Raw genomic sequence first — 17,622 nt, 5'->3', positions numbered from 1 at the left:
GCACGCCGTACTCGATCAGCGCGAGCGCGGCGAACGGCAGCGCGATGCCGGCGATGCGCCACGCGCGCAACGGGTCGCGGGGCGTCGCACGCGGCGGCGCGCAAGGGCGGCGGACGAGCGCGTCGTCGCGCGCGACGGTAGGCGAGAGCCGCGACATCTCAGTGCGACGCGGTGGCGAGCGGGCGCACGAACGCCGGATCGATCAGCGTATCGACGATCTTCGCGGGATCGACGCCCGGCTTGATCAGCTGCTCGGCCGTCAGCACCGGTGCGGCGGCCTTCAGCGCCGCGCGCTGGCGCTCGCCGGGCACCGGGTCGCCGAAATCGTTGCGCTGCAGTTGCAGCGTCGCGACCTGCAGCGACACCTTCGATTCGTCGGCGACGATTCGCGCGGTTTCGTCCGGATGCGCGACGATCCATTCGCGCGCGCGCTCGTAGACCTGCAGCACGCGCGTGACGGCCTCCGGATACTGGCGCGCGAACGCGTCGCGTACATTGAGCAGCCCATACGTGTTGAACGCGACGTTGCGATACAGCAGGCGTGCGCCGTCGTCGAGCTGCGCGGCCGCCATATGCGGATCGAGGCCGGCCCACGCGTCGACCTGCCCGTTCGCGAGCGCGGTGCGGCCGTCCGGATGCTGAAGGTTCACGAGTTCCACGTCGTCGCGCGTCAAGCCGACGGTATGCAAGGCGCGCAGCGTGAACAGGAACGGATCGGTGCCGCGCGTCGCGGCGATCTTCTTGCCTTTCAGATCGGCCAGCGAGCGGATCGGCGAATCCTTGCGTACGACGAGTGCGGTCCACTCGGGGCGCGAGAACACATAGACGGCATGGATCGGATTGCCGTTCGCGCGCGCGAGCACCGATGCGAGACCCGCTGCGGACCCGAAGTCGACCGCGCCGCTGTTCAGGTATTCGAGTGCGCGATTGCTGCCGAGGCTCAGTACCCAGCGCACCGACGTGCGATCGGCCTTGAACGCGTCTTCGAGCCAGCCGAAATGGCGGATCACGAGACTTTCGGGCGAGTAGTACGCGTAGTCGACGCGAATTTCCGCGGGGGCGGCCGCGTGCGCACACGGCGACACGACAGCGGCGAGCGCGACGGCGAAAGCGGCCGCGGCTTGCCACGCGCGGAACCAGGACAGCTTCATCGTGAGATCTCCGGAAGGGCGGCAACGTGCCGCGAACAGGCAGGATGACCGAGCACTGTACCGAAGCGCCGGCGCGGCGATAACCAAGAAATCCGCGATTGCACATGCGTGCGGCTGCTAAGCGCGACGCGCGCGCCGTTATCGTGCACGCCGAAAAATTTATCGATTTATATCGGTTGGGATACCGACGCCGACCGCCCAGAATCTTCGCTGCCCGCACACGCGCGCGGCGCATGCGCGCCGATCGCGCGGTGCCGATACCGCCGGTTCGCCGGTGCAACGAGGGAGTGCAATGAGTTCGATCGATCTGAATGCCATCACGCCGGTTTCCGCGCCGATTCGCTCCGCAAGCGATGTCGCGCGTCTGATCAACACGACGGATGCGTCCGTCAGCCACGCGCGCATGATCGTGCTGCTCGCGCTCGGTGGCGTGTTTCTCGATGCGTACGACCTGACGACCTTGTCGTACGGCATCGACGACGTCGCGCGCGAGTTCGCGTTGACACCCGCGCTGACCGGGCTCGTCGGTTCTGCGATCATGATCGGCACGATCTTCGGGAGCCTGCTCGGCGGCTGGCTGACCGACCGCATCGGCCGCTATCAGGTCTTCATGGCCGACATGCTGTTTTTCGTGATCGCCGCGATCGCGGCCGGCCTCGCGCCGAACGTGTGGGTGCTGATCGGCGCTCGCTTCGTGATGGGGCTCGGCGTCGGCATCGACCTGCCGGTCGCGATGGCGTTTCTCGCCGAATTTTCGAAGTTCGGCGGCCGCGGCAACAAGGCGTCGCGGCTGGCCGCGTGGTGCCCGATGTGGTACGTCGCGTCGTCGGTCTGCTTTCTGCTGATCTTCGGCCTGTACTTTCTGTTGCCGGCCGAGCATGCCGGGTGGCTCTGGCGCGCGTCGCTGATTTTCGGTGCGGTGCCGGCGCTCGCCATCATTCTCGTGCGCAACCGCTTCATGAACGAATCGCCGCTGTGGGCCGCCAACCAAGGCGATCTCGCGAACGCGGCGCGCATTCTGCGCGAGTCGTACGGGATTCACGCGCACGAAGCGCAGGACCGGCCGCGCGAGCCGAGCGCGCCGCCGGTGCGGATTCGCGCACTGTTCGAGCGGCCGTATCTCGGCCGCACGATCGTCGCGAGCGTGATGAATCTGTGCATCCCGTTCGAATACACGGCGATCGCGTTCTTCCTGCCGTCGATCCTGTCGCAGTTCCTCGGTGCGGGCGTGTTCGAGACGATTGCCGCGTCGCTCGCGCTGAACGTGCTGTTCGCGTTCACCGGCGGCCTGCTCGGGATGCGGCTCGCGTACCGCTATCCGTCGCGGCACGTCGCGATCGCCGGCTTCGCGCTGCAGTTCGTCGCGCTCGTCGCGCTCGCGCTGGCCGGGCATCCGCACGGTGCGCTCGCGGTCGGCTTCGTGCTGCTGATGCTCGGCACCTGGCTGTTCGCGGAAGGCTTCGGCCCCGGCGCGCAGATGATGATCTATCCGACGCTGTCGTATCCGGCGACGATCCGCGGCACCGGCGTCGGCTTCGGCCGCTCGCTGTGCGGGATCGGTCAGGCGTTGGCGCTGTTCGTACTGCCGATCCTGCAGGCGCGGCTCGGTACCGACATGTTCTGGGTGGTGGCGGTCAGCGCAATCACGCCGATCGTGTTCCTGCTGATCGTGCGCTACGAGCCGACCGCGCGCGACATCGATGCGGATCCGCACGCATGAGCGGCGGCATCGGCGGCCGCGGCCGCCGATGCCCTGCGGCGGTCAAACGGATGCATGTGCGTCACGCTCGCTGCGCGCGAGATCGCGAAAGCGCGCGGCCGGATGCGTGTCCGGCAGTCGTGCGGAGCCGCCGAACAGCTTTTCCCGCAGCGTGCCGGGCGCGTATGCGTTCGGGTACACGCCGCGTCGCTGCAGTTCCGGGACCAGATAGCGCACGACGTCCTCGAACGTCTCGTGCGCGACGGCATACGCGAGATTGAAGCCGTCGACGTCGGTCGTGTCGACCCACTCCTGCAGGATGTCGGCGACGGTCTGTGCGGACCCGACGAAGACGGGCCCCATGCCGCCGATGCCGCCCCACGCCGCGAGCTCCTCGATCGTCCACGTCGTATCGCCGCCGGCCAGATGCTCGACCGCCGACACGATCGCGTTCGTGTCGACGCGCTTAACGGGATCGGTGCGCGCGTACTGACCGAAGTCGATGCCGGTCCAGCCGGACATGAACACCAGCGAGCCGTCGTACGAGACGTAGCGGCGGTATTCGTCGAACTTCGCCTGCGCCTCGGCGTCGGTCTCGCCGACGATCACCGTGACGAGCGTGTAGATCAGCACGCTGCGCGCGTCGCGCCCGGCCGCGACGGCCTGCGTGCGGATGTCGGCGACGTAGCGCGCAAGCTGCGCGCGCGTCGGCGCGGCGACGAACACGCATTCGGCATGCCGAGCGGCGAACGCCTTGCCGGGGCCCGATGCGCCGGCCTGGAACAGCACCGGCGTGCGCTGCGGCGACGGTTCGCACAGATGGCAGCCGGGCACCTCGAAGAACCGCCCCTTGTGGCCGATGTCGTGCACTTTCTCCGGATGCGTGAACACGCGGCCGTCGCGATCGCGGACCACCGCGCCGTCCTCCCAGCTCCCCTCGAACAGCTTGTACAGCACCTCGACGTATTCGGCCGCGACCGCATAGCGATCGTCGTGCGTACGCAGCCCGCGATCGCCGACGTTCTTCGCGCCGCTTTCGAGGTACGACGTGACGATGTTCCATGCGAGCCGGCCCTTCGTGTGATGATCGGCGGTCGACAGCCGGCGCGCGAACGTATACGGATGCTCGAACGTCGTCGACGCCGTGATGCCGATGCCGAGATGCTCGGCCGCCATCGCGATCGGCGCGGCGAGCTGCAGCGGATCGTTGACCGGAATCTGCGCGGCCTGGCGCAGCGCATGGTAGTGACTGCCTTGATAGACGTCGTAGTAGCCAATCACGTCGGCGATGAAGATCGCATCGAAGAACCCGCGTTCGAGCACGCGGGCAAGGTCGGTCCAGTAGTCGAGATCCTTGTACTGCCACGAGCGGTCGCGCGGATGCGCCCACAGCCCCGGCGACTGGTGGCCGACGCAGTTCATCTCGAACGCGTTGAAGCGAATGGTCTTGCTCATCGCGCCGCTCCCGCGACGCCATCCGTGCCGTTGCCGACACGCCAGACGAACGGCGGCGTGCGGCCGTTGATCACCCAGTCGCCGACGATCCGCGCCTTGTAGACGAGCGGGTTGTGCGACGACACCGTGCGTGCGTTGCGCCAGTGGCGGTCGAGCGCGGTCGCGCTGCGTGTCGCCGACGCGCCGAGCGCGTCGAACAGCCGCGTCGCCGCGCGCAGCACGAGATCGGACACGACGAGCTGGCTTTGCGCGGATTCGATTTCGGCCGCAACGTTCGCGGCCAGCTCGGCCGCATCGTCGCCGCCGAAGTGCGCGTCGTACGCGAGCTGCAGCGATTGCGCGGCGCGCAGCGTGAGCGCCTCGGCGCCGTACGCCCACGACGCGATCTCGCCGATCACCTGCTGAAGCTGCGCGTCGTCGGCCGCGCGCGCGGCATTGCCGTGGCTGTACACGCGCGTGCGGCCGCGCACGCGCTCGCCCGCGTCGCGCACGATCGCGCGTCCGATGCCGGCCAGCGTCGCGACGTGGAAGAGCTGGTAGAACGCGGTCTGATACTTGAAGCGGCGTGCGAAGTCGATCACATCGTCGGCGTCGACCGCCGCATCGACGAAGCGCGTCGTACCGCTGCCGGTCGTCGTCTGCCCGAAGCCGTCCCAGTCGTCTTCGCGGATCACGCCGGGCTGTGCGGTCGCGACCGCGACGATCACGTCGCTGCCGTCCTCGCGCTGCGCGAAGACGTCGATCCAGTCGGCGAACAGGCTGCCGGTGCTGTAGAACTTCCGGCCGTTCAGCACGAGCCGGCCGTCGCGGGCCGATAGCGTCGTGACGGTCCGGCCGAGCGGCACGTCGCCGGCCTCGGTCCACGCGTTGCCGACGAGCTGGCCGCTCGCGAAGCGGTCGAACCATGTCGCGCGTGCGGGGCCGGGCGGCGCGTTCAGCCAGTCCTCGACGAAGGCGAAGTGTCCGCGCAGCGCCTGCGGCAGATTCGAATCGGCGGCGCCGAGTTCGATCAGCAGACGAAACAACTGCGGCAGCGATGCGCCTGCACCGCCGTCGCCGACCGGCAACCGGACCGCGCCGAAGCCCGCGGCCTTCAGCCAGCCGATCGCTTCGTGCGGCAGTTCGCGACGGCGTTCGCGATCGGCAGCGCCTGCGGCGATCCGGTCGAAGATCGGGCGAAAGCGGCGCGCGAGCGTGTCGTAGTCGGTGCCCGCGGAGAGGTCGGTGTCGATGTGCGACGAAGTCATGCGGCGTTCCTCGAAAGGCGGCGCGGTCGCGCCGGGCAGGCCAGTATAGGAAGCGCGCCGCGCGCATTCCAATAACGGATTCGCACATCGTTATCGTCGTCAGGCATGACGCGCGCGCTGCGCGCCGCGGCGACACTCGAGCAGCGATTGCGACGTCATGGCGCGCAGGCGGACGGCAGCCTGTCGTTTGTTATCCGAACGAATATCGTTACGACGATCGCTCGGTTGGCCGTGCCGACGCGCGCTGCTAGATTGAAGGCTTTCCCGATTCGACAGGAGTGCCCGATGTCAGACACGAGCGCGACGATTCACGAACCGCCGGCCGATACGCAAGCGCAGACCGCCCGCGTGATCGCCGACGATGCCCAGGCGATCGCTGCCGCGCATGCGCTCGCACAGCGGCTCGCGGCAGGCGCCGCCGATCGCGATCGCGAGCGGCGGCTGCCGTACGACGAAATCGAATGGTTCTCGCAGTCGGGGCTGTGGGCGATCACGGTGCCGAAGGCATACGGCGGTGCAGGCGTGTCGCATCTGACGCTGACCGAAGTCGTGAAAATCGTCGCGGCAGCCGACGCGTCGCTCGGGCAACTGCCGCAGAACCATTTCGGGCTCGTCGACGTAATCGCGCTGACCGGAACCGACGCGCAGAAGCGCTACTTCTTCGGCGAAGTGCTGCGCGGCAAACGGTTCGGCAACGGCTTCTCGGAGAAGGGCACGAAGCACGTGCTCGATCTGAAGACACGCGTGCGTCGCGACGGCGACGACTATGTGGTCGACGGCACGAAGTTCTACTCGACCGGTGCGCTGTTCGCACATTACGTGCCGGTGCTCGGCCTCGACGATGCGCAGCGCGCGTGGCTCGCCTACGTGCCGCAGCCCGCACGCGGGCTCACCGTGATCGACGACTGGTCGGGGTTCGGGCAGCGCACGACCGCGAGCGGCACCGTCGTGCTCGACGGCGTGCGCGTGCCTGCGTCGCATGTGCTGCCCGCGCATCGTGTGTCGGACGAGCCGACGCTCAACGGTCCGCTATCGCAGATCATCCAGGCGGCAATCGATGCCGGCATCGCGAAGGCCGCGATCGACGATACGCTCGCGTTCGTGCGCACGCGTACGCGGCCGTGGGTCGACAGCGGCGTCGAGCGTGCGTCGGACGATCCGCTGCTGCTGCGCGAAGTCGGCCGTCTGCATATCGAGCTGCATGCGGCGGAAGCGCTGCTCGAGCGCGCGGCGCGCACGCTCGACGAAATTCGCGCGCGCGGCACGGTGACCGACGACGACGTCGCACGCGCGTCGGTCGCGGTCGGCGAAGCGAAGGTGCTGACGACCGAAATCGCCCTGCGTGCGGGCGAGAAGCTGTTCGAACTGGCCGGCACGCAGTCGACACTCGCCGAGCACGGTCTCGACCGACACTGGCGCAATGCGCGCACGCACACGCTGCATGATCCGGTGCGCTGGAAATACCATCTGGTCGGCAACTACTATCTGAACGGCGTGCGGCCCGCGCGGCACGCGTGGAACTGACATCGCGCGGCGACGCGCAGCGCGGCGCATGCGCCCGTATCGCGCACGCGCCGCATCGCGTTACTTCACGCAGTCGAGCGTGTACTTGAGCCCCGGCGCGAGCAGCCCGCGCCACACGTCCCACGTATGGCCGCCGTCGACGATGCGCAGCTCGGCCGGATTCTGCGCGCGCCGCAGATGCGTGTAGAGCAGGCTCGATTCGGCCTGGATCGTCAGATCGTCGTCGCCGGCCGCGATGAACACCGGCACGCGCCACGTGCGCGCGAAATAGCCGCGCATCAGCGCGGGATAGTTCAGCTCGTGCCACACGCGCGCGTCGAACTGGCGATCGCCGAACACGCCGACGTAACGCGCCGCCGAATTGAGCGGCGGCTCGTTCGCGTAGATCGCGGGGCTGAGCAGCATCGCGCCGCAGAACAGCCCCGGCTCGAGCAGCGCGAAGCGCAGCGCGCCGAAGCCGCCCATCGACACGCCGCCGATCGCGCGGCCGGCGCGCTGGTTCGATACCGCGAAGTGCATCTCGACTTCGGGCAGCAGGTCGTTCAGAAACGCGCTTTGCATCTTCTCCTTGCGATCGACGTACCAGTCGGTGCCGCCTTGCGGCATCACGATCACGACCGGCGGAATCTCGTGGCGTTCGATCAGCGTGTCGGCCGTCGCCTGCAGCCGGCCCTGCGTGATCCAGTCGTTCGCGTTGCCCGCGTTGCCGTGCAGCAGATACATCACCGGATAGCGCGCGCCTTCCGCGTTGTAGCCCGGCGGCAGGTAGACCGTATACGACCAGTCGCGCTGCAGCGACGCCGAACGGAACGTGCGCAGCACGATGCTGCTGCCGGGGTTGAGGGTCGCGCCCGACGCGGCCGGCGTGGCGATCGACGACGCAGCCGCGCCCGATGGCGCGGTGGACGCGACGGGCGTGGCGCGCGCGGTGGCGATGGAACCGGCGATCAGGGCAAGGGCGAGCGGAACGGCGAGTCGACGCATGGCGAATCGGGTCAGAAAAGGCGCCGCCTATCGTAGCAGCAGACGAGGGCGCCGCATGTCAGCGCCGCGAACCGAACGGCAGCCGCGCGATGAGCGGCGCATAGAGTTTCGCGACGAGATACAGCAGCCCCATCGCCACGACGTCGGCGGCGAGCCCGAGCGGCACGTTCAGATAGCCGTCGGTCGCCTGATACAGCACCGAGTCGACCGCGAGCGAGATCCCGGTGCCGGCAACGAAACACAGCAGCCCCTGCCGGCCGATCGTACCGATCCACGGCATCGCGTGCGCGACCTTCTTCATCCAGCCGAGGTGCACGAGCTTCGCGGCGAGCCACGCGATCGCGAGAAAGTTCGCGAGCCGCAGCGCGCCGAGGTTCTGCTTGATCGACGGATCGGTCGGGAACGGCTCGATGCGCAGCCGGTAATACGCGCCCGCCGCGACGATCGCGACCGCCGCGAGGCTCAGCAGCCAGCCCTGCGGCTTCGGCGCGAGCGTCTGGTAGACGGGCTGGCAGCGCGAGATCACGCCGAGCACGAACAGAAACTGCCACGCGAACGGATTGAAGTCCCACGGTACGCCGTCTACGGTCGGCAGGAAGCGCGCCGCGTGCGGCGCCGCGTACCAGAGCGATCCGCTGAACGCGAGCAGCAGCCACGGCTGCGTGCGCGCGAGCGGCAGCGCGAGCGGCGCGAGCAGCGCGAAGAACGCGTACATCGGCAGGACCGACGCGAGATACGGCTGACGGCGAAACAGCAGGATGTCGCGCAGCGCGGCGAGCGGCCGGTGCAGCAGCCCGTCGAGATCGTTGGTCGGCATGTTCGGCCCGTCGATCGCGAACGCGTTCAGCACGGCCGTGATCAGCAGCATCAGCCCGGCCGTCACGAGGAACGCGCGGTAGATCTCGAACGCGCGCCGGATGAAGCGCTGGCGCGCTGCCGATTCGTCGTGGCGCTCGGCGAGCGAGTTGTAGGCGATTGCGGTCGCGAAGCCGCCGAGAAATACGAACACCTCGGCCGCGTCGCACAGCGCGTACGCATGCAGCGTCACGCGCGACAGGATGCTGCCGCCGATATGGTCGACGACGATCACGAGCAGCACGAGGCCGCGGAAGAAATCGAGTTCGGCATAGCGGCCGGCCCGGGCGGGCGCGGTCATCGCGCGTCCTCGCGGCCGGCGCGGGCGCAGGCACGGCGGCAACGGGCCGCGCGGGGTTCGGGGTGAAGCATGACTGCGTGACGAAATGATGATGGATGCGCATTGTGCCACCGATGCGGCCGCTTCCGGGTTTACGCGAATGGCGGCCCGCCGCGCCGCGGCCCGCAAGGCAGCCGCGGCGGGCGGCCTGACACGCAGTTGGAAGGGCGCAACGCTTTGTCCGCCAGGCATGCGCGTCGGTGGACGGCCGGATTTCGACGTGACACCATTTCGTCGTCGCGCGGCTGCACGCCGCGCGGTCCGCCGCGCGGACCAGCCATACAACAAACCAACAATTGCCGGGCACATGCCAGCCCGGTGCCGGGTTCCGGAGATCCGACATGAGGAAGCACGTCATTTTTGCCGCCGCGCTCGCCGCGTTTGCCGCGCCGGCCTTCGCGCAGGACAGCGTGACGCTGTACGGTGTGATCGACGAGGGCTTCAACTACACGAACAACGTGAGCGTCAACGGCGCGGGCAAGGCCGACTACCAGCTCGCGAGCGGCTATGCGCAGGGCAGCCGCTGGGGGCTCAAGGGCAGCGAGGATCTTGGCGGCGGGCTGAAGGCGATCTTCACGCTCGAAAGCGGGTTCGACGTGAACAACGGCCGGCTCGGGCAGGGCAGCCGGATGTTCGGCCGACAGGTGTTCGTCGGCCTCAGCGCGTCGCGTTTCGGCACGCTGACGTTCGGCCGCCAGTACGATTCGGTCGTCGACTATCTCGCGCCGCTGACCGCGAACGGCAACTGGGGCGGCACGCTGTTCTCGCATCCGTTCGACAACGACAACACCGACAACTCGTTCCGCGTGAACAACACGGTGAAGTACGCGAGCCCGGACTGGAACGGGCTGTCGGTCGGCGGCACGTACAGCTTCAGCAATAGCACGGGCTTCTCGAACAACCGTCAGTACAGCCTCGGCGCGCAGTATTCGCTCGCCGGGCTGCAGGTCGCGGCCGCGTACCTGCAGGCGAACCATCCGGGCGCCGGCGGCGCGGGTGCGATCGCCGCGGACGACGCGAACTTCGTCGCCGAGCGGCTGCGGGTCTTCGGCGGCGGCCTGAACTACACGTTCGGGTCCGCGACGGTCGGCTTCGTCTACACGAAGACCGACGTGAAGAACCCGGTGTCGACCGTTTATCTGCCGGCGTCGACGTTCGCGGGCCTCGGGCTCGGCGCGACGAAGTTCGACAACTTCGAGGTCAACGGCAAGTATCAGCTGACGCCCGCTTTCTACGTCGGCGCGCAGTATGTGTATACGGACGGCAAGTTCGATGCGGCGACCGGGTCGATCAAGCCGAAGTACCACACGATCGGGCTGATGGCCGACTACAGCCTGTCGAAGCGCACCGACGTCTACCTGCAGGGCGCGTGGCAAAAGGTGGCCGGCGATCGCACGGGTACTGCGGCCGACGGCGGCTACGTGGTCGGGACCGACGGCCCGTCGTCGTCCTCGAACCAGTTCGCGGTGCGCGCCGCGATTCGTCACAAGTTCTGACGGGCGGCCGCGCGACGCGGCCCGTCAGGTCGCGCGGCTCACGTCGCCGAGCGTCTCGGCGAGCCAGTCGACGAAGATCCGCACGCGCGGCGCCAGATGGCGGCCGTGCGGAAACACCACCGCAACCGGCAGCGGCGGCGCCTGCCATTCCGGCAGCACCTCGACCAGCGTGCCGTCCGCGAGCAGCGGCTCGAGGCCGTCGCGCGGCGCCTGGATCATCCCGAGGCCCGCGACGCAGCACGCGAGATACGCCTGCGAGCTGTTCACCGACACGATGCTGCGCATTTTCACCGTGTGGACGTCGCCGGTGTCCATGTCCGTGTATTCCCAGTCCAGTTCGCGGCCCGTGCGGCTCGAGAAATAGCCGACCGCGACGTGGTCCGGCAGTTCGTCGGGCGTACGCGGCAACCCGTGGCGCGCCGCATAGTCGCGCGACGCGCAGTTGAGCTGCGCCATCTCGCCGATGCGCCGCGCGACCAGCGACGTGTCGGAGAGCATGCCGACGCGCACCGCGCAGTCGATGCCGTCCGCGACGAGGTCGACGAAGCGGTCGGTCGTGCTGACCACGACGCGCAGGTCCGGGTAGCGCGCGTGGAAATCCGGCAGCGCCGGGATCACGCGATGCAGCGCGAAACGCTCGGGCAGATCGACGCGAACGACGCCGCGCGGCGACGCGCCAGCCTCCTCGAACAGCGTTTCCGCGTCGTCGAGATCGGCGAGCAGCCGCACGCAGCGCTCGTAGTAGGTCGTGCCTTCGGCGGTCAGCCCGACGCGACGCGTCGTCCGCTGCAGCAGTCGCACCTTCAGATGCTTTTCCAGATACTGGACCGCGTTGCTGACGGTCGGGCGCGGCAGTTGCAGCTGCTCGGCCGCCTTCGTGAAGCTGCCGAGATGGGCGACGCGCGCAAAGATGCGCATTGCTTGCAGATGATCCATGCGGGGAGCGAAAGCCGGCGGGTTGGGACAGCCTCCATTGTTAATCAGCGTCGAATGATTTGGTTGCGCGTTTCGCGTTTATCGCGCGCGGCGTTCCGTCGAGAATGCGGTCCATCGGTCACCACGCGAAGGAACGCACATGAACACACGTCAACTGGGCCGCACGGGCCCGCAGGTATCGGCGATCGGGCTCGGCTGCATGGGCATGTCGGATCTTTACGGGCCGGCCGACCGCGGCGAGAGCATCGCGACGCTGCACGCCGCGCTCGATCACGGGATCACGCTGCTCGACACCGGCGATTTCTACGGAATGGGCGACAACGAAATGCTGATCCGCGATGCGCTGCGCGGCCGCACGCGCGAGCAGGTGCTGATCAGCGTGAAGTTCGGCGCGCTGCGCGATCCGGCCGGCGGTTTCGCCGGCTACGATGCGCGGCCGGTCGCGATCCGCAACTTCGTCGCCTATACGCTGAAGCGGCTCGGCACCGACTACATCGATCTCTACCGGCCGGCGCGCGTCGATCCGGCGGTGCCCATCGAGGAGACGGTCGGCGCGATCGCCGATCTCGTCAAGGCGGGCTACGTGCGCCATATCGGCTTGTCGGAGGTCGGCGCCGACACGCTTCGCCGCGCGGCGGCCGTCGCGCCGATCGCGGATCTGCAGATCGAATATTCGCTGCTGTCGCGCGGGATCGAGGACGCGATCCTGCCGACGTGCCGTGCACTCGGCATCGGCGTGACCGCGTACGGCGTGCTGTCGCGCGGCCTACTGGGCGGCGGCTGGAGTGCGGCGCAGCCGCGCGAGCGCGATTTCCGCGCAGCGAGCCCGCGGTTCCAGGGCGCGAATCTCGAACACAATCTTGCCCTCGTTGACGCGTTGCGCACGATTGCCGACGAAAAGGGCAGCAACCCCGCGCAGATCGCGAGCGCCTGGGTGCTGTCGCGCGGCGACGACATCGTGCCGTTGATCGGCGCGCGCAAGCGCACGCAGCTCCAAGACGCGTTGCAGGCGTCCTCGATGCAACTAACGGTCGATGACATCGCACGCATCGAAGCGGCGGTTCCCGCCGGGGCCGCCGCGGGCGAACGCTATCCGGCCGCACAGATGGCGCACCTCGATAGCGAGCAGGGCGGCGGCCGGCACGCGTGACGATGTGGTGCGTGCGAGGTGTTGGCGTGTTGGCGTGGGGGCCACTCGCGGCGGTCGGTGATTCGCCGGTGTGATTCGCAGCCGCGACAGGCAATTCGCGGAATCGACCTTTGACCCGCACAGCACGGCAGCTGGCGGCCGGCGACCAGTCGCACGCCGTCCGCGGCCTCCACGCGACCCGCAATCTTGCGACTCGCGAGCAGCCTGCAACCTGCAGCCCGCGAGTCGCAGCCGTCGGTCCTAGCCCGCGACCCACGACCCACCGCCCCGAGCCAGCGTCAGGCAAAACCAGATAGTCCCCCGCTGCGCCACCGTGCACGATACGCCGCGTATCCATCGGGACGGACGAACCTGCACATGCCACTTCACACGCTGACGGTCGTCGCGGCGATCTTCCTGCTCGCCGGCGCGGTCAAGGGAATGATCGGCCTCGGCCTGCCGACGATCGCGATGGGGCTGCTGACGCTCGCGATGCCGCCGTCCGCGGCCGCGAGCCTGTTGCTCGTGCCGTCGTTCGTCACGAACGTCTGGCAGCTCGCGATCGGTCCGTCGTTCGGGCCGCTGCTGCGCCGGCTGTGGCCGCTGCTCGCGGGGCTGACGCTCGGCACGCTGGCCGGCGGCCTGCCGGCGCTCGCGACCGGCAGCCGGTGGACGCATGCGGCGCTCGGCGTCGTGCTGATCCTCTATGGACTGTGGGGGCTCGCCGCCGCGCGGCTGCCGGCGCCCGGTCGCCACGAACGATGGCTGTCGGCGGTCGTCGGCTATCTGACCGGCGCGGTCACCGCGGCGACCGGCGTGTTCGTCGTGCCGGCCGTCCCGTATCTGCAGGCGCTGCGGCTATCGAAGGACGACCTGATTCAGGCGCTCGGCCTGTCGTTTACCGCGTCGACGATTGCGCTCGGCTTGCAACTGCGCGTCTCGGGTGCGCTGCAGACGGTCGATCTCGGCATGTCGGCGCTCGCGCTCGTGCCGGCGCTCGCGGGCATGGCAGGCGGCCAGTACGCGCGGCGCGTGATGAGCGAGAAGGCGTTCAGGCGATGCTTCTTCATCGGCCTGCTCGCGCTCGGCGCGTACATGACCGCGTCCGGCTGGCGCTGAGCGCATCGTGCGCATCGTGCGCGTCGTGCGCGTCGTGCGAACAGGCACGCCGGCGCGCGACGCGGCCGCGCTACAGCTGGGCCTCGATCGCCGCCTTGTCGATGACGGACCAGACCTGACGGATCCTGCCGTCGCGAAACGCATAGATCACGTTTTCGCAGAACGTCACCTTTCGACCGTTGACCGGCAGCCCCAGAAACGTGCGGGCCGGCGAACACGCGAACTGCAGCCGGCACGCGATGTGCGGCGGCGCGCTGACGAGCAGTGCGATCTCGAAATGCAGATCCGGAATGTCGCGGAAATCCTGCTCGAGCATCGCGCGGTAGCCGGACAGGCCGAGCGGCCGGTCGTTGTGGATCACGTCGTCGCTGACGTAGCGGCCGAGCGCCGCCCAGTCCTGCCGGTTGAGGCAGTCGATATACGCGCGGTAGTGCGCGGCAAGATCGGTATCGGTCATCTGTGTACCTCGTCGTCGGTCGACAGTGGCATCGTGCCGGCCGTCGCGCCGCCGTCGACCGTATTCACTGCGCCGGCGCGTCGCCGGACAGGAACGCGACGAACTCGCGCGTATATTTCGGCAGCGCGTCGAACGACCGCGCGCAGAGCGTGAGCTTCCGGTGGCTCCACGAATCGGACAGCTCGACGAGCCGCACGTCCATCGTCTGCATCGCGCGTTCCGCCGCGTGCCGCGACACGATGCCGATCCCGACACCGCTTTCGATCACGCGGCAAATCGCGTCGAAACTCTTCAACTGCACACGATAGCGGATCCGCTTGCCGAGCGCGCGCGCCTGATCGGCGAGATGGACCTGCAGCGCGCTGCCGTCGGTGAGGCCGATGAAATCCGCATCGACGATTTCGTCGAACGCGACCGCGTCGCGCGACGCGAGCGGATGGCCGGCCGGCACGACGACGATCAGCCAGTCCTCGCGAAACGGTCGCTGCTCGAGCCCGCCGAGTCCGACCGAATCGGCGACGATGCCGAGCTCCGCGGTCTTGCTGCGGATCGCGTGCACGATCTCCTGGCTCGAGCGTTCCTCGACGCTGATCGACAGCTTCGGATGGCGCGGCAGATAGTCGGCCAGCGCGTCGGGCAGGTATTCGCTGAGCGACGCGGTGTTGCATAGCAGCCGGATATGGCCGCGCAACCCGAGCCCGTACTGCTGCAGTTCGCCGCGCATGTGGTCGATCTGCTGCAGCACCGTGCGCGCATGGTGTTCGAGCGCATGACCGGCGTCGGTCGCATGCACGCCCGCCTTGGTCCGGTGCAGCAGCGGAACGCCGAGCTCGTCCTCCATCCCGCGAATGCGCTCGCTCGCGGCCTGCAGCGTGATGTGCGTGCGCTCGGCGCCGACCGTGATCGTGCCGGCGTCGCAGATGTTCAGGAAAAGCCGCAGATCGGTCAGGTCGAAGCGCATGGCGGGGCCGGGTTGTTGTGTGATCGCCGATAAGGTAGCAGGGAATCGGGCGCGCGATGCTCAGGCGCTGCCTGAGACGCGATTCGCCGCTTCCGCATTTTCAGGATACGGCCGGCGACCGATGATGCTGACGTCAAACGCGAAGGGGAGACCGTCATGCAAATCGATTCGTCGTGGGGCGTGTCGTTCAAGATCGCGCTGCATCTGCTGTTCCTCTGCATCGGCATCGCCTACGCGTGCTCGGAACTGATCGACTGGATGCGCTGAGCGCCCGCGTTGGCGGCCCGCCGACGCGGCGGAAAATCATGCCGATTTTCCGAGAAGACGCGGTCATCGTTACCTGAATCGCACGGGGCGCGGGTCACCCATATCGTCCGGCTCCACGACCGGTGATCGTTTGTCATCATTGTTTGCATCCGGTTACACGTCGGCCGTTCCGTTTTTGAGATGCTTGAAAGCTTGTAAAACGGACACCGGTAGCACCGGTTCGACGATGGAAAAGCATCGACTCTATCGCCGCGCGGCATGGGCATCCGGCCTTGCTGCCGTGCTCGCGATGGCCGGCTGCGCGAGCACGCCGCCCGTTCCGCCGAGCGATACGCTTGCCGGCCCCGCGCGACAGGCGGCGCCGGCGCAACCCGCCGCGGCATCGGCACCTGCGCCGGCGCCTGCGCCGATCCTGGTCGCGCATGACTACGTCGTGAAGCGCGGCGACACGCTGACGGGCATTGCAAACGCGAACGACTGCAGCGTCGCCGACCTGCGGCTCTGGAACAAGCTCGGCGCGCGCAGCAGGCTGCGCACCGGGCAGGTATTGCGGATCGTGAAGCAGGACGTGCAGCGGCCGTCGGCGACGACGGGCAGCACGCAGGCGACGGCACCGGCCGCCGCGAGCGACGCGACGGCCGCTGCGCGGCCGAGCGAGTCGAGCGCCAGCGATCGCGAGGTCGTCCAGCAGACGAAGCGTCACGCGCGCGGCGTCGCGCTCGCCTGGCCCGCGCACGGCCGGATCGTCGAACCGTTCCGCCCCGGCCAGAACCGGGGGATCCAGATCGCGGGCCGCCCCGGCGACCCGGTGCGCGCGGCCGCCGACGGCCGCGTGATGTATGCAGGCACCGGGCTCAACGACTACGGGAGCCTGATCATCGTCCAGCACAACGCGGATTTCCTGACCGCGTACGCGCACAACCGCAAGCTGCTCGTGAAGACGGGCGACGTCGTGCATCAGGGCGACGAGATCGCCGAGATGGGCGACCTCGACAACTCGCGCGTCGCGCTGCTGTTCGAAGTGCGGCGCGACGGCAAGCCGGTCAATCCGCTGCCGTATCTGCCTGCGCCGCAGGGCTGAGGCGCGAACGCGCAGCCGCGCCGCTGGAATGCGGCGGCGCTCGCTGATACGCTAGGGTCTGTTCATCGCGCCTCACGGGTGAGGCCGCCGGTGCGTGCGTTCGCGGTGGGCGGCGGCTGCCGCCGCGAAGCATGCGCCGATGCGAAGGCGCGCGCATCGTCGATGTGCGCCCTGCGATGCGATCGATTCCGACAGAACATCACGCCATTCATGGAACACTCACCGACACGCCGCTCGCTGTTGCTTGCCGCCGTTGCGGCACCGTTCGTCGCCGCGTGCACGTCGGCGCCCGTCGCCGACCAGGGACGCGTGCATCGCGCCCAAGCCGAACTCGCCGCGCTCGACAAGGCGTCGGACGGCCGGCTCGGCGTCGCCGCGCTCGACACGTCGACCGGCGCGCGCATCGCGCACCACGCGCGCGAGCGCTTTCCGCTGTGCGGCACGTACGCGGTCGTCGCGGCCGCCGCGATCCTCGCGCGTGCGTCGCTCGACGCATCGCTGCTGCCGCGCCGCATTCTCTACCGCCGTTACGGGATCGTCGCGGGCTCGCCGGTGACCGAAAGCCACGCGGACACCGGCATGACCGTCGCGCAGCTCTGCGCGGCGATGCTCGAGTCCGGCGACAAGGGGGCCGGCAACCTGCTGATGAACGTACTCGGCGGCCCGCAGGCGGTGACGGCGTTCGCCCGCGAAAGCGGCGATACGACCTTCCGTCTCGATCGCTGGGAGCCCGAGCTGAATGCGGTGGGGCCCGGCGACGTGCGCGACACGTCGACGCCGGTCGCGATGGTCGACACGCTGCAGCGGCTGCTGCTCGGCGATGCGCTGCGCGAGCCGCAGCGCGCGCAGCTGATCGACTGGATGACGGCCGGCGCGCGCGGCGACGGCACTGCCGCGGCCGTGCCGCCGGGCTGGCGCGTG

Annotated in this window: 15 protein-coding genes and 1 pseudogene; 7 read left to right on the top strand and 9 right to left on the bottom strand. The window is 68.7% G+C overall.

Annotated elements, in window-relative coordinates; all coding sequences use genetic code 11:
• Both HMPREF3115_RS32235 and HMPREF3115_RS07025 read right to left on the bottom strand, forming a co-directional pair.
• Window positions 1–157, bottom strand: a pseudogene (locus tag HMPREF3115_RS32235) (ABC transporter permease); the annotation flags it as partial.
• 1 nt (window position 158) lies between these two features.
• Window positions 159–1,151: an aliphatic sulfonate ABC transporter substrate-binding protein gene (locus tag HMPREF3115_RS07025; protein ID WP_070553878.1), complete on the bottom strand. Its 993-nt coding sequence runs from the start codon at window positions 1,149–1,151 to the stop codon at window positions 159–161.
• A 292-nt stretch (window positions 1,152–1,443) separates the two neighbouring features.
• Between HMPREF3115_RS07025 and HMPREF3115_RS07020 the strand changes: the two genes are divergently transcribed.
• Window positions 1,444–2,871, top strand: a complete 1,428-nt coding sequence (locus HMPREF3115_RS07020) for an MFS transporter (RefSeq protein WP_039217573.1) — start codon at window positions 1,444–1,446, stop codon at window positions 2,869–2,871.
• A gap of 42 nt (window positions 2,872–2,913) precedes the next feature.
• On the opposite strand, the gene HMPREF3115_RS07015 is transcribed toward HMPREF3115_RS07020, so the two are convergent.
• A complete protein-coding gene (locus HMPREF3115_RS07015) occupies window positions 2,914–4,305 on the bottom strand; it encodes an LLM class flavin-dependent oxidoreductase (protein WP_070553876.1) in 1,392 nt (463 codons plus the stop codon).
• Window positions 4,302–5,552 (bottom strand): acyl-CoA dehydrogenase family protein, encoded by a 1,251-nt coding sequence (locus HMPREF3115_RS07010; protein WP_035487588.1) that lies wholly within the window; start codon window positions 5,550–5,552, stop codon window positions 4,302–4,304. Before HMPREF3115_RS07010 ends, HMPREF3115_RS07015 begins: the two co-directional genes overlap by 4 nt.
• A 285-nt stretch (window positions 5,553–5,837) precedes the next feature.
• Between HMPREF3115_RS07010 and HMPREF3115_RS07005 the strand changes: the two genes are divergently transcribed.
• Window positions 5,838–7,076 (top strand): SfnB family sulfur acquisition oxidoreductase, encoded by a 1,239-nt coding sequence (locus HMPREF3115_RS07005; protein ID WP_035487590.1) that lies wholly within the window; start codon window positions 5,838–5,840, stop codon window positions 7,074–7,076.
• A gap of 60 nt (window positions 7,077–7,136) precedes the next feature.
• Here HMPREF3115_RS07005 and HMPREF3115_RS07000 read toward each other — a convergent pair whose 3' ends face one another.
• Together HMPREF3115_RS07000 and HMPREF3115_RS06995 are read right to left on the bottom strand one after the other, a co-directional pair.
• On the bottom strand, window positions 7,137–8,060 hold the full coding sequence (locus tag HMPREF3115_RS07000) for an alpha/beta hydrolase (protein WP_070553874.1): 924 nt from the start codon (window positions 8,058–8,060) through the stop codon (window positions 7,137–7,139).
• Window positions 8,061–8,118: 58 nt separating this feature from the next.
• Window positions 8,119–9,216, bottom strand: coding sequence for an OpgC domain-containing protein (locus HMPREF3115_RS06995; protein ID WP_006403263.1), 1,098 nt, complete (start codon window positions 9,214–9,216; stop codon window positions 8,119–8,121).
• A gap of 380 nt (window positions 9,217–9,596) precedes the next feature.
• Between HMPREF3115_RS06995 and HMPREF3115_RS06990 the strand changes: the two genes are divergently transcribed.
• Window positions 9,597–10,751, top strand: a complete 1,155-nt coding sequence (locus HMPREF3115_RS06990; protein ID WP_070553872.1) for a porin — start codon at window positions 9,597–9,599, stop codon at window positions 10,749–10,751.
• A gap of 24 nt (window positions 10,752–10,775) precedes the next feature.
• Here the strand turns inward: HMPREF3115_RS06990 and HMPREF3115_RS06985 are convergent, their stop codons facing one another.
• Window positions 10,776–11,687 (bottom strand): LysR family transcriptional regulator, encoded by a 912-nt coding sequence (locus tag HMPREF3115_RS06985; protein WP_006403266.1) that lies wholly within the window; start codon window positions 11,685–11,687, stop codon window positions 10,776–10,778.
• Between the two features lie 139 nt (window positions 11,688–11,826).
• Here HMPREF3115_RS06985 and HMPREF3115_RS06980 point away from each other — a divergent pair, with 139 nt between their 5' ends.
• Both HMPREF3115_RS06980 and HMPREF3115_RS06975 read left to right on the top strand, forming a co-directional pair.
• Window positions 11,827–12,837: an aldo/keto reductase gene (locus HMPREF3115_RS06980; RefSeq protein WP_059940479.1), complete on the top strand. Its 1,011-nt coding sequence runs from the start codon at window positions 11,827–11,829 to the stop codon at window positions 12,835–12,837.
• Window positions 12,838–13,194: 357 nt separating this feature from the next.
• On the top strand, window positions 13,195–13,935 hold the full coding sequence (locus HMPREF3115_RS06975; RefSeq protein ID WP_070553871.1) for a sulfite exporter TauE/SafE family protein: 741 nt from the start codon (window positions 13,195–13,197) through the stop codon (window positions 13,933–13,935).
• A 70-nt stretch (window positions 13,936–14,005) separates the two neighbouring features.
• On the opposite strand, the gene HMPREF3115_RS06970 is transcribed toward HMPREF3115_RS06975, so the two are convergent.
• Window positions 14,006–14,392: an ester cyclase gene (locus HMPREF3115_RS06970; protein WP_059940481.1), complete on the bottom strand. Its 387-nt coding sequence runs from the start codon at window positions 14,390–14,392 to the stop codon at window positions 14,006–14,008.
• Between the two features lie 64 nt (window positions 14,393–14,456).
• A complete protein-coding gene (locus HMPREF3115_RS06965) occupies window positions 14,457–15,353 on the bottom strand; it encodes a LysR substrate-binding domain-containing protein (RefSeq protein ID WP_070553869.1) in 897 nt (298 codons plus the stop codon).
• A gap of 493 nt (window positions 15,354–15,846) precedes the next feature.
• Here HMPREF3115_RS06965 and HMPREF3115_RS06960 point away from each other — a divergent pair, with 493 nt between their 5' ends.
• Both HMPREF3115_RS06960 and bla read left to right on the top strand, forming a co-directional pair.
• Window positions 15,847–16,701: a peptidoglycan DD-metalloendopeptidase family protein gene (locus tag HMPREF3115_RS06960; protein ID WP_070553867.1), complete on the top strand. Its 855-nt coding sequence runs from the start codon at window positions 15,847–15,849 to the stop codon at window positions 16,699–16,701.
• 210 nt (window positions 16,702–16,911) lie between these two features.
• Window positions 16,912–17,622 (top strand): class A beta-lactamase (gene bla, locus HMPREF3115_RS06955; RefSeq protein WP_070553880.1); only part of this gene is annotated, 711 nt, incomplete at its 3' end.

The organism is Burkholderia sp. HMSC10F09 (assembly GCF_001806955.1).
Classification (GTDB): domain Bacteria; phylum Pseudomonadota; class Gammaproteobacteria; order Burkholderiales; family Burkholderiaceae; genus Burkholderia; species Burkholderia multivorans.
Note: the sequence above shows the minus strand (reverse complement) of the source record. Positions and strands in the feature narration are given on the sequence as shown.

Bases quoted from the DNA above. Each gene is read 5' to 3' on its own strand.
- HMPREF3115_RS07025 (WP_070553878.1), bottom strand. From the start codon at position 1,151: ATGAAGCTGTCCTGGTTCCGCGCGTGGCAAGCCGCGGCCGCTTTCGCC.
- HMPREF3115_RS07020 (WP_039217573.1), top strand. From the start codon at position 1,444: ATGAGTTCGATCGATCTGAATGCCATCACGCCGGTTTCCGCGCCGATT.
- HMPREF3115_RS07015 (WP_070553876.1), bottom strand. From the start codon at position 4,305: ATGAGCAAGACCATTCGCTTCAACGCGTTCGAGATGAACTGCGTCGGC.
- HMPREF3115_RS07010 (WP_035487588.1), bottom strand. From the start codon at position 5,552: ATGACTTCGTCGCACATCGACACCGACCTCTCCGCGGGCACCGACTAC.
- HMPREF3115_RS07005 (WP_035487590.1), top strand. From the start codon at position 5,838: ATGTCAGACACGAGCGCGACGATTCACGAACCGCCGGCCGATACGCAA.
- HMPREF3115_RS07000 (WP_070553874.1), bottom strand. From the start codon at position 8,060: ATGCGTCGACTCGCCGTTCCGCTCGCCCTTGCCCTGATCGCCGGTTCC.
- HMPREF3115_RS06995 (WP_006403263.1), bottom strand. From the start codon at position 9,216: ATGACCGCGCCCGCCCGGGCCGGCCGCTATGCCGAACTCGATTTCTTC.
- HMPREF3115_RS06990 (WP_070553872.1), top strand. From the start codon at position 9,597: ATGAGGAAGCACGTCATTTTTGCCGCCGCGCTCGCCGCGTTTGCCGCG.
- HMPREF3115_RS06985 (WP_006403266.1), bottom strand. From the start codon at position 11,687: ATGGATCATCTGCAAGCAATGCGCATCTTTGCGCGCGTCGCCCATCTC.
- HMPREF3115_RS06980 (WP_059940479.1), top strand. From the start codon at position 11,827: ATGAACACACGTCAACTGGGCCGCACGGGCCCGCAGGTATCGGCGATC.
- HMPREF3115_RS06975 (WP_070553871.1), top strand. From the start codon at position 13,195: ATGCCACTTCACACGCTGACGGTCGTCGCGGCGATCTTCCTGCTCGCC.
- HMPREF3115_RS06970 (WP_059940481.1), bottom strand. From the start codon at position 14,392: ATGACCGATACCGATCTTGCCGCGCACTACCGCGCGTATATCGACTGC.
- HMPREF3115_RS06965 (WP_070553869.1), bottom strand. From the start codon at position 15,353: ATGCGCTTCGACCTGACCGATCTGCGGCTTTTCCTGAACATCTGCGAC.
- HMPREF3115_RS06960 (WP_070553867.1), top strand. From the start codon at position 15,847: ATGGAAAAGCATCGACTCTATCGCCGCGCGGCATGGGCATCCGGCCTT.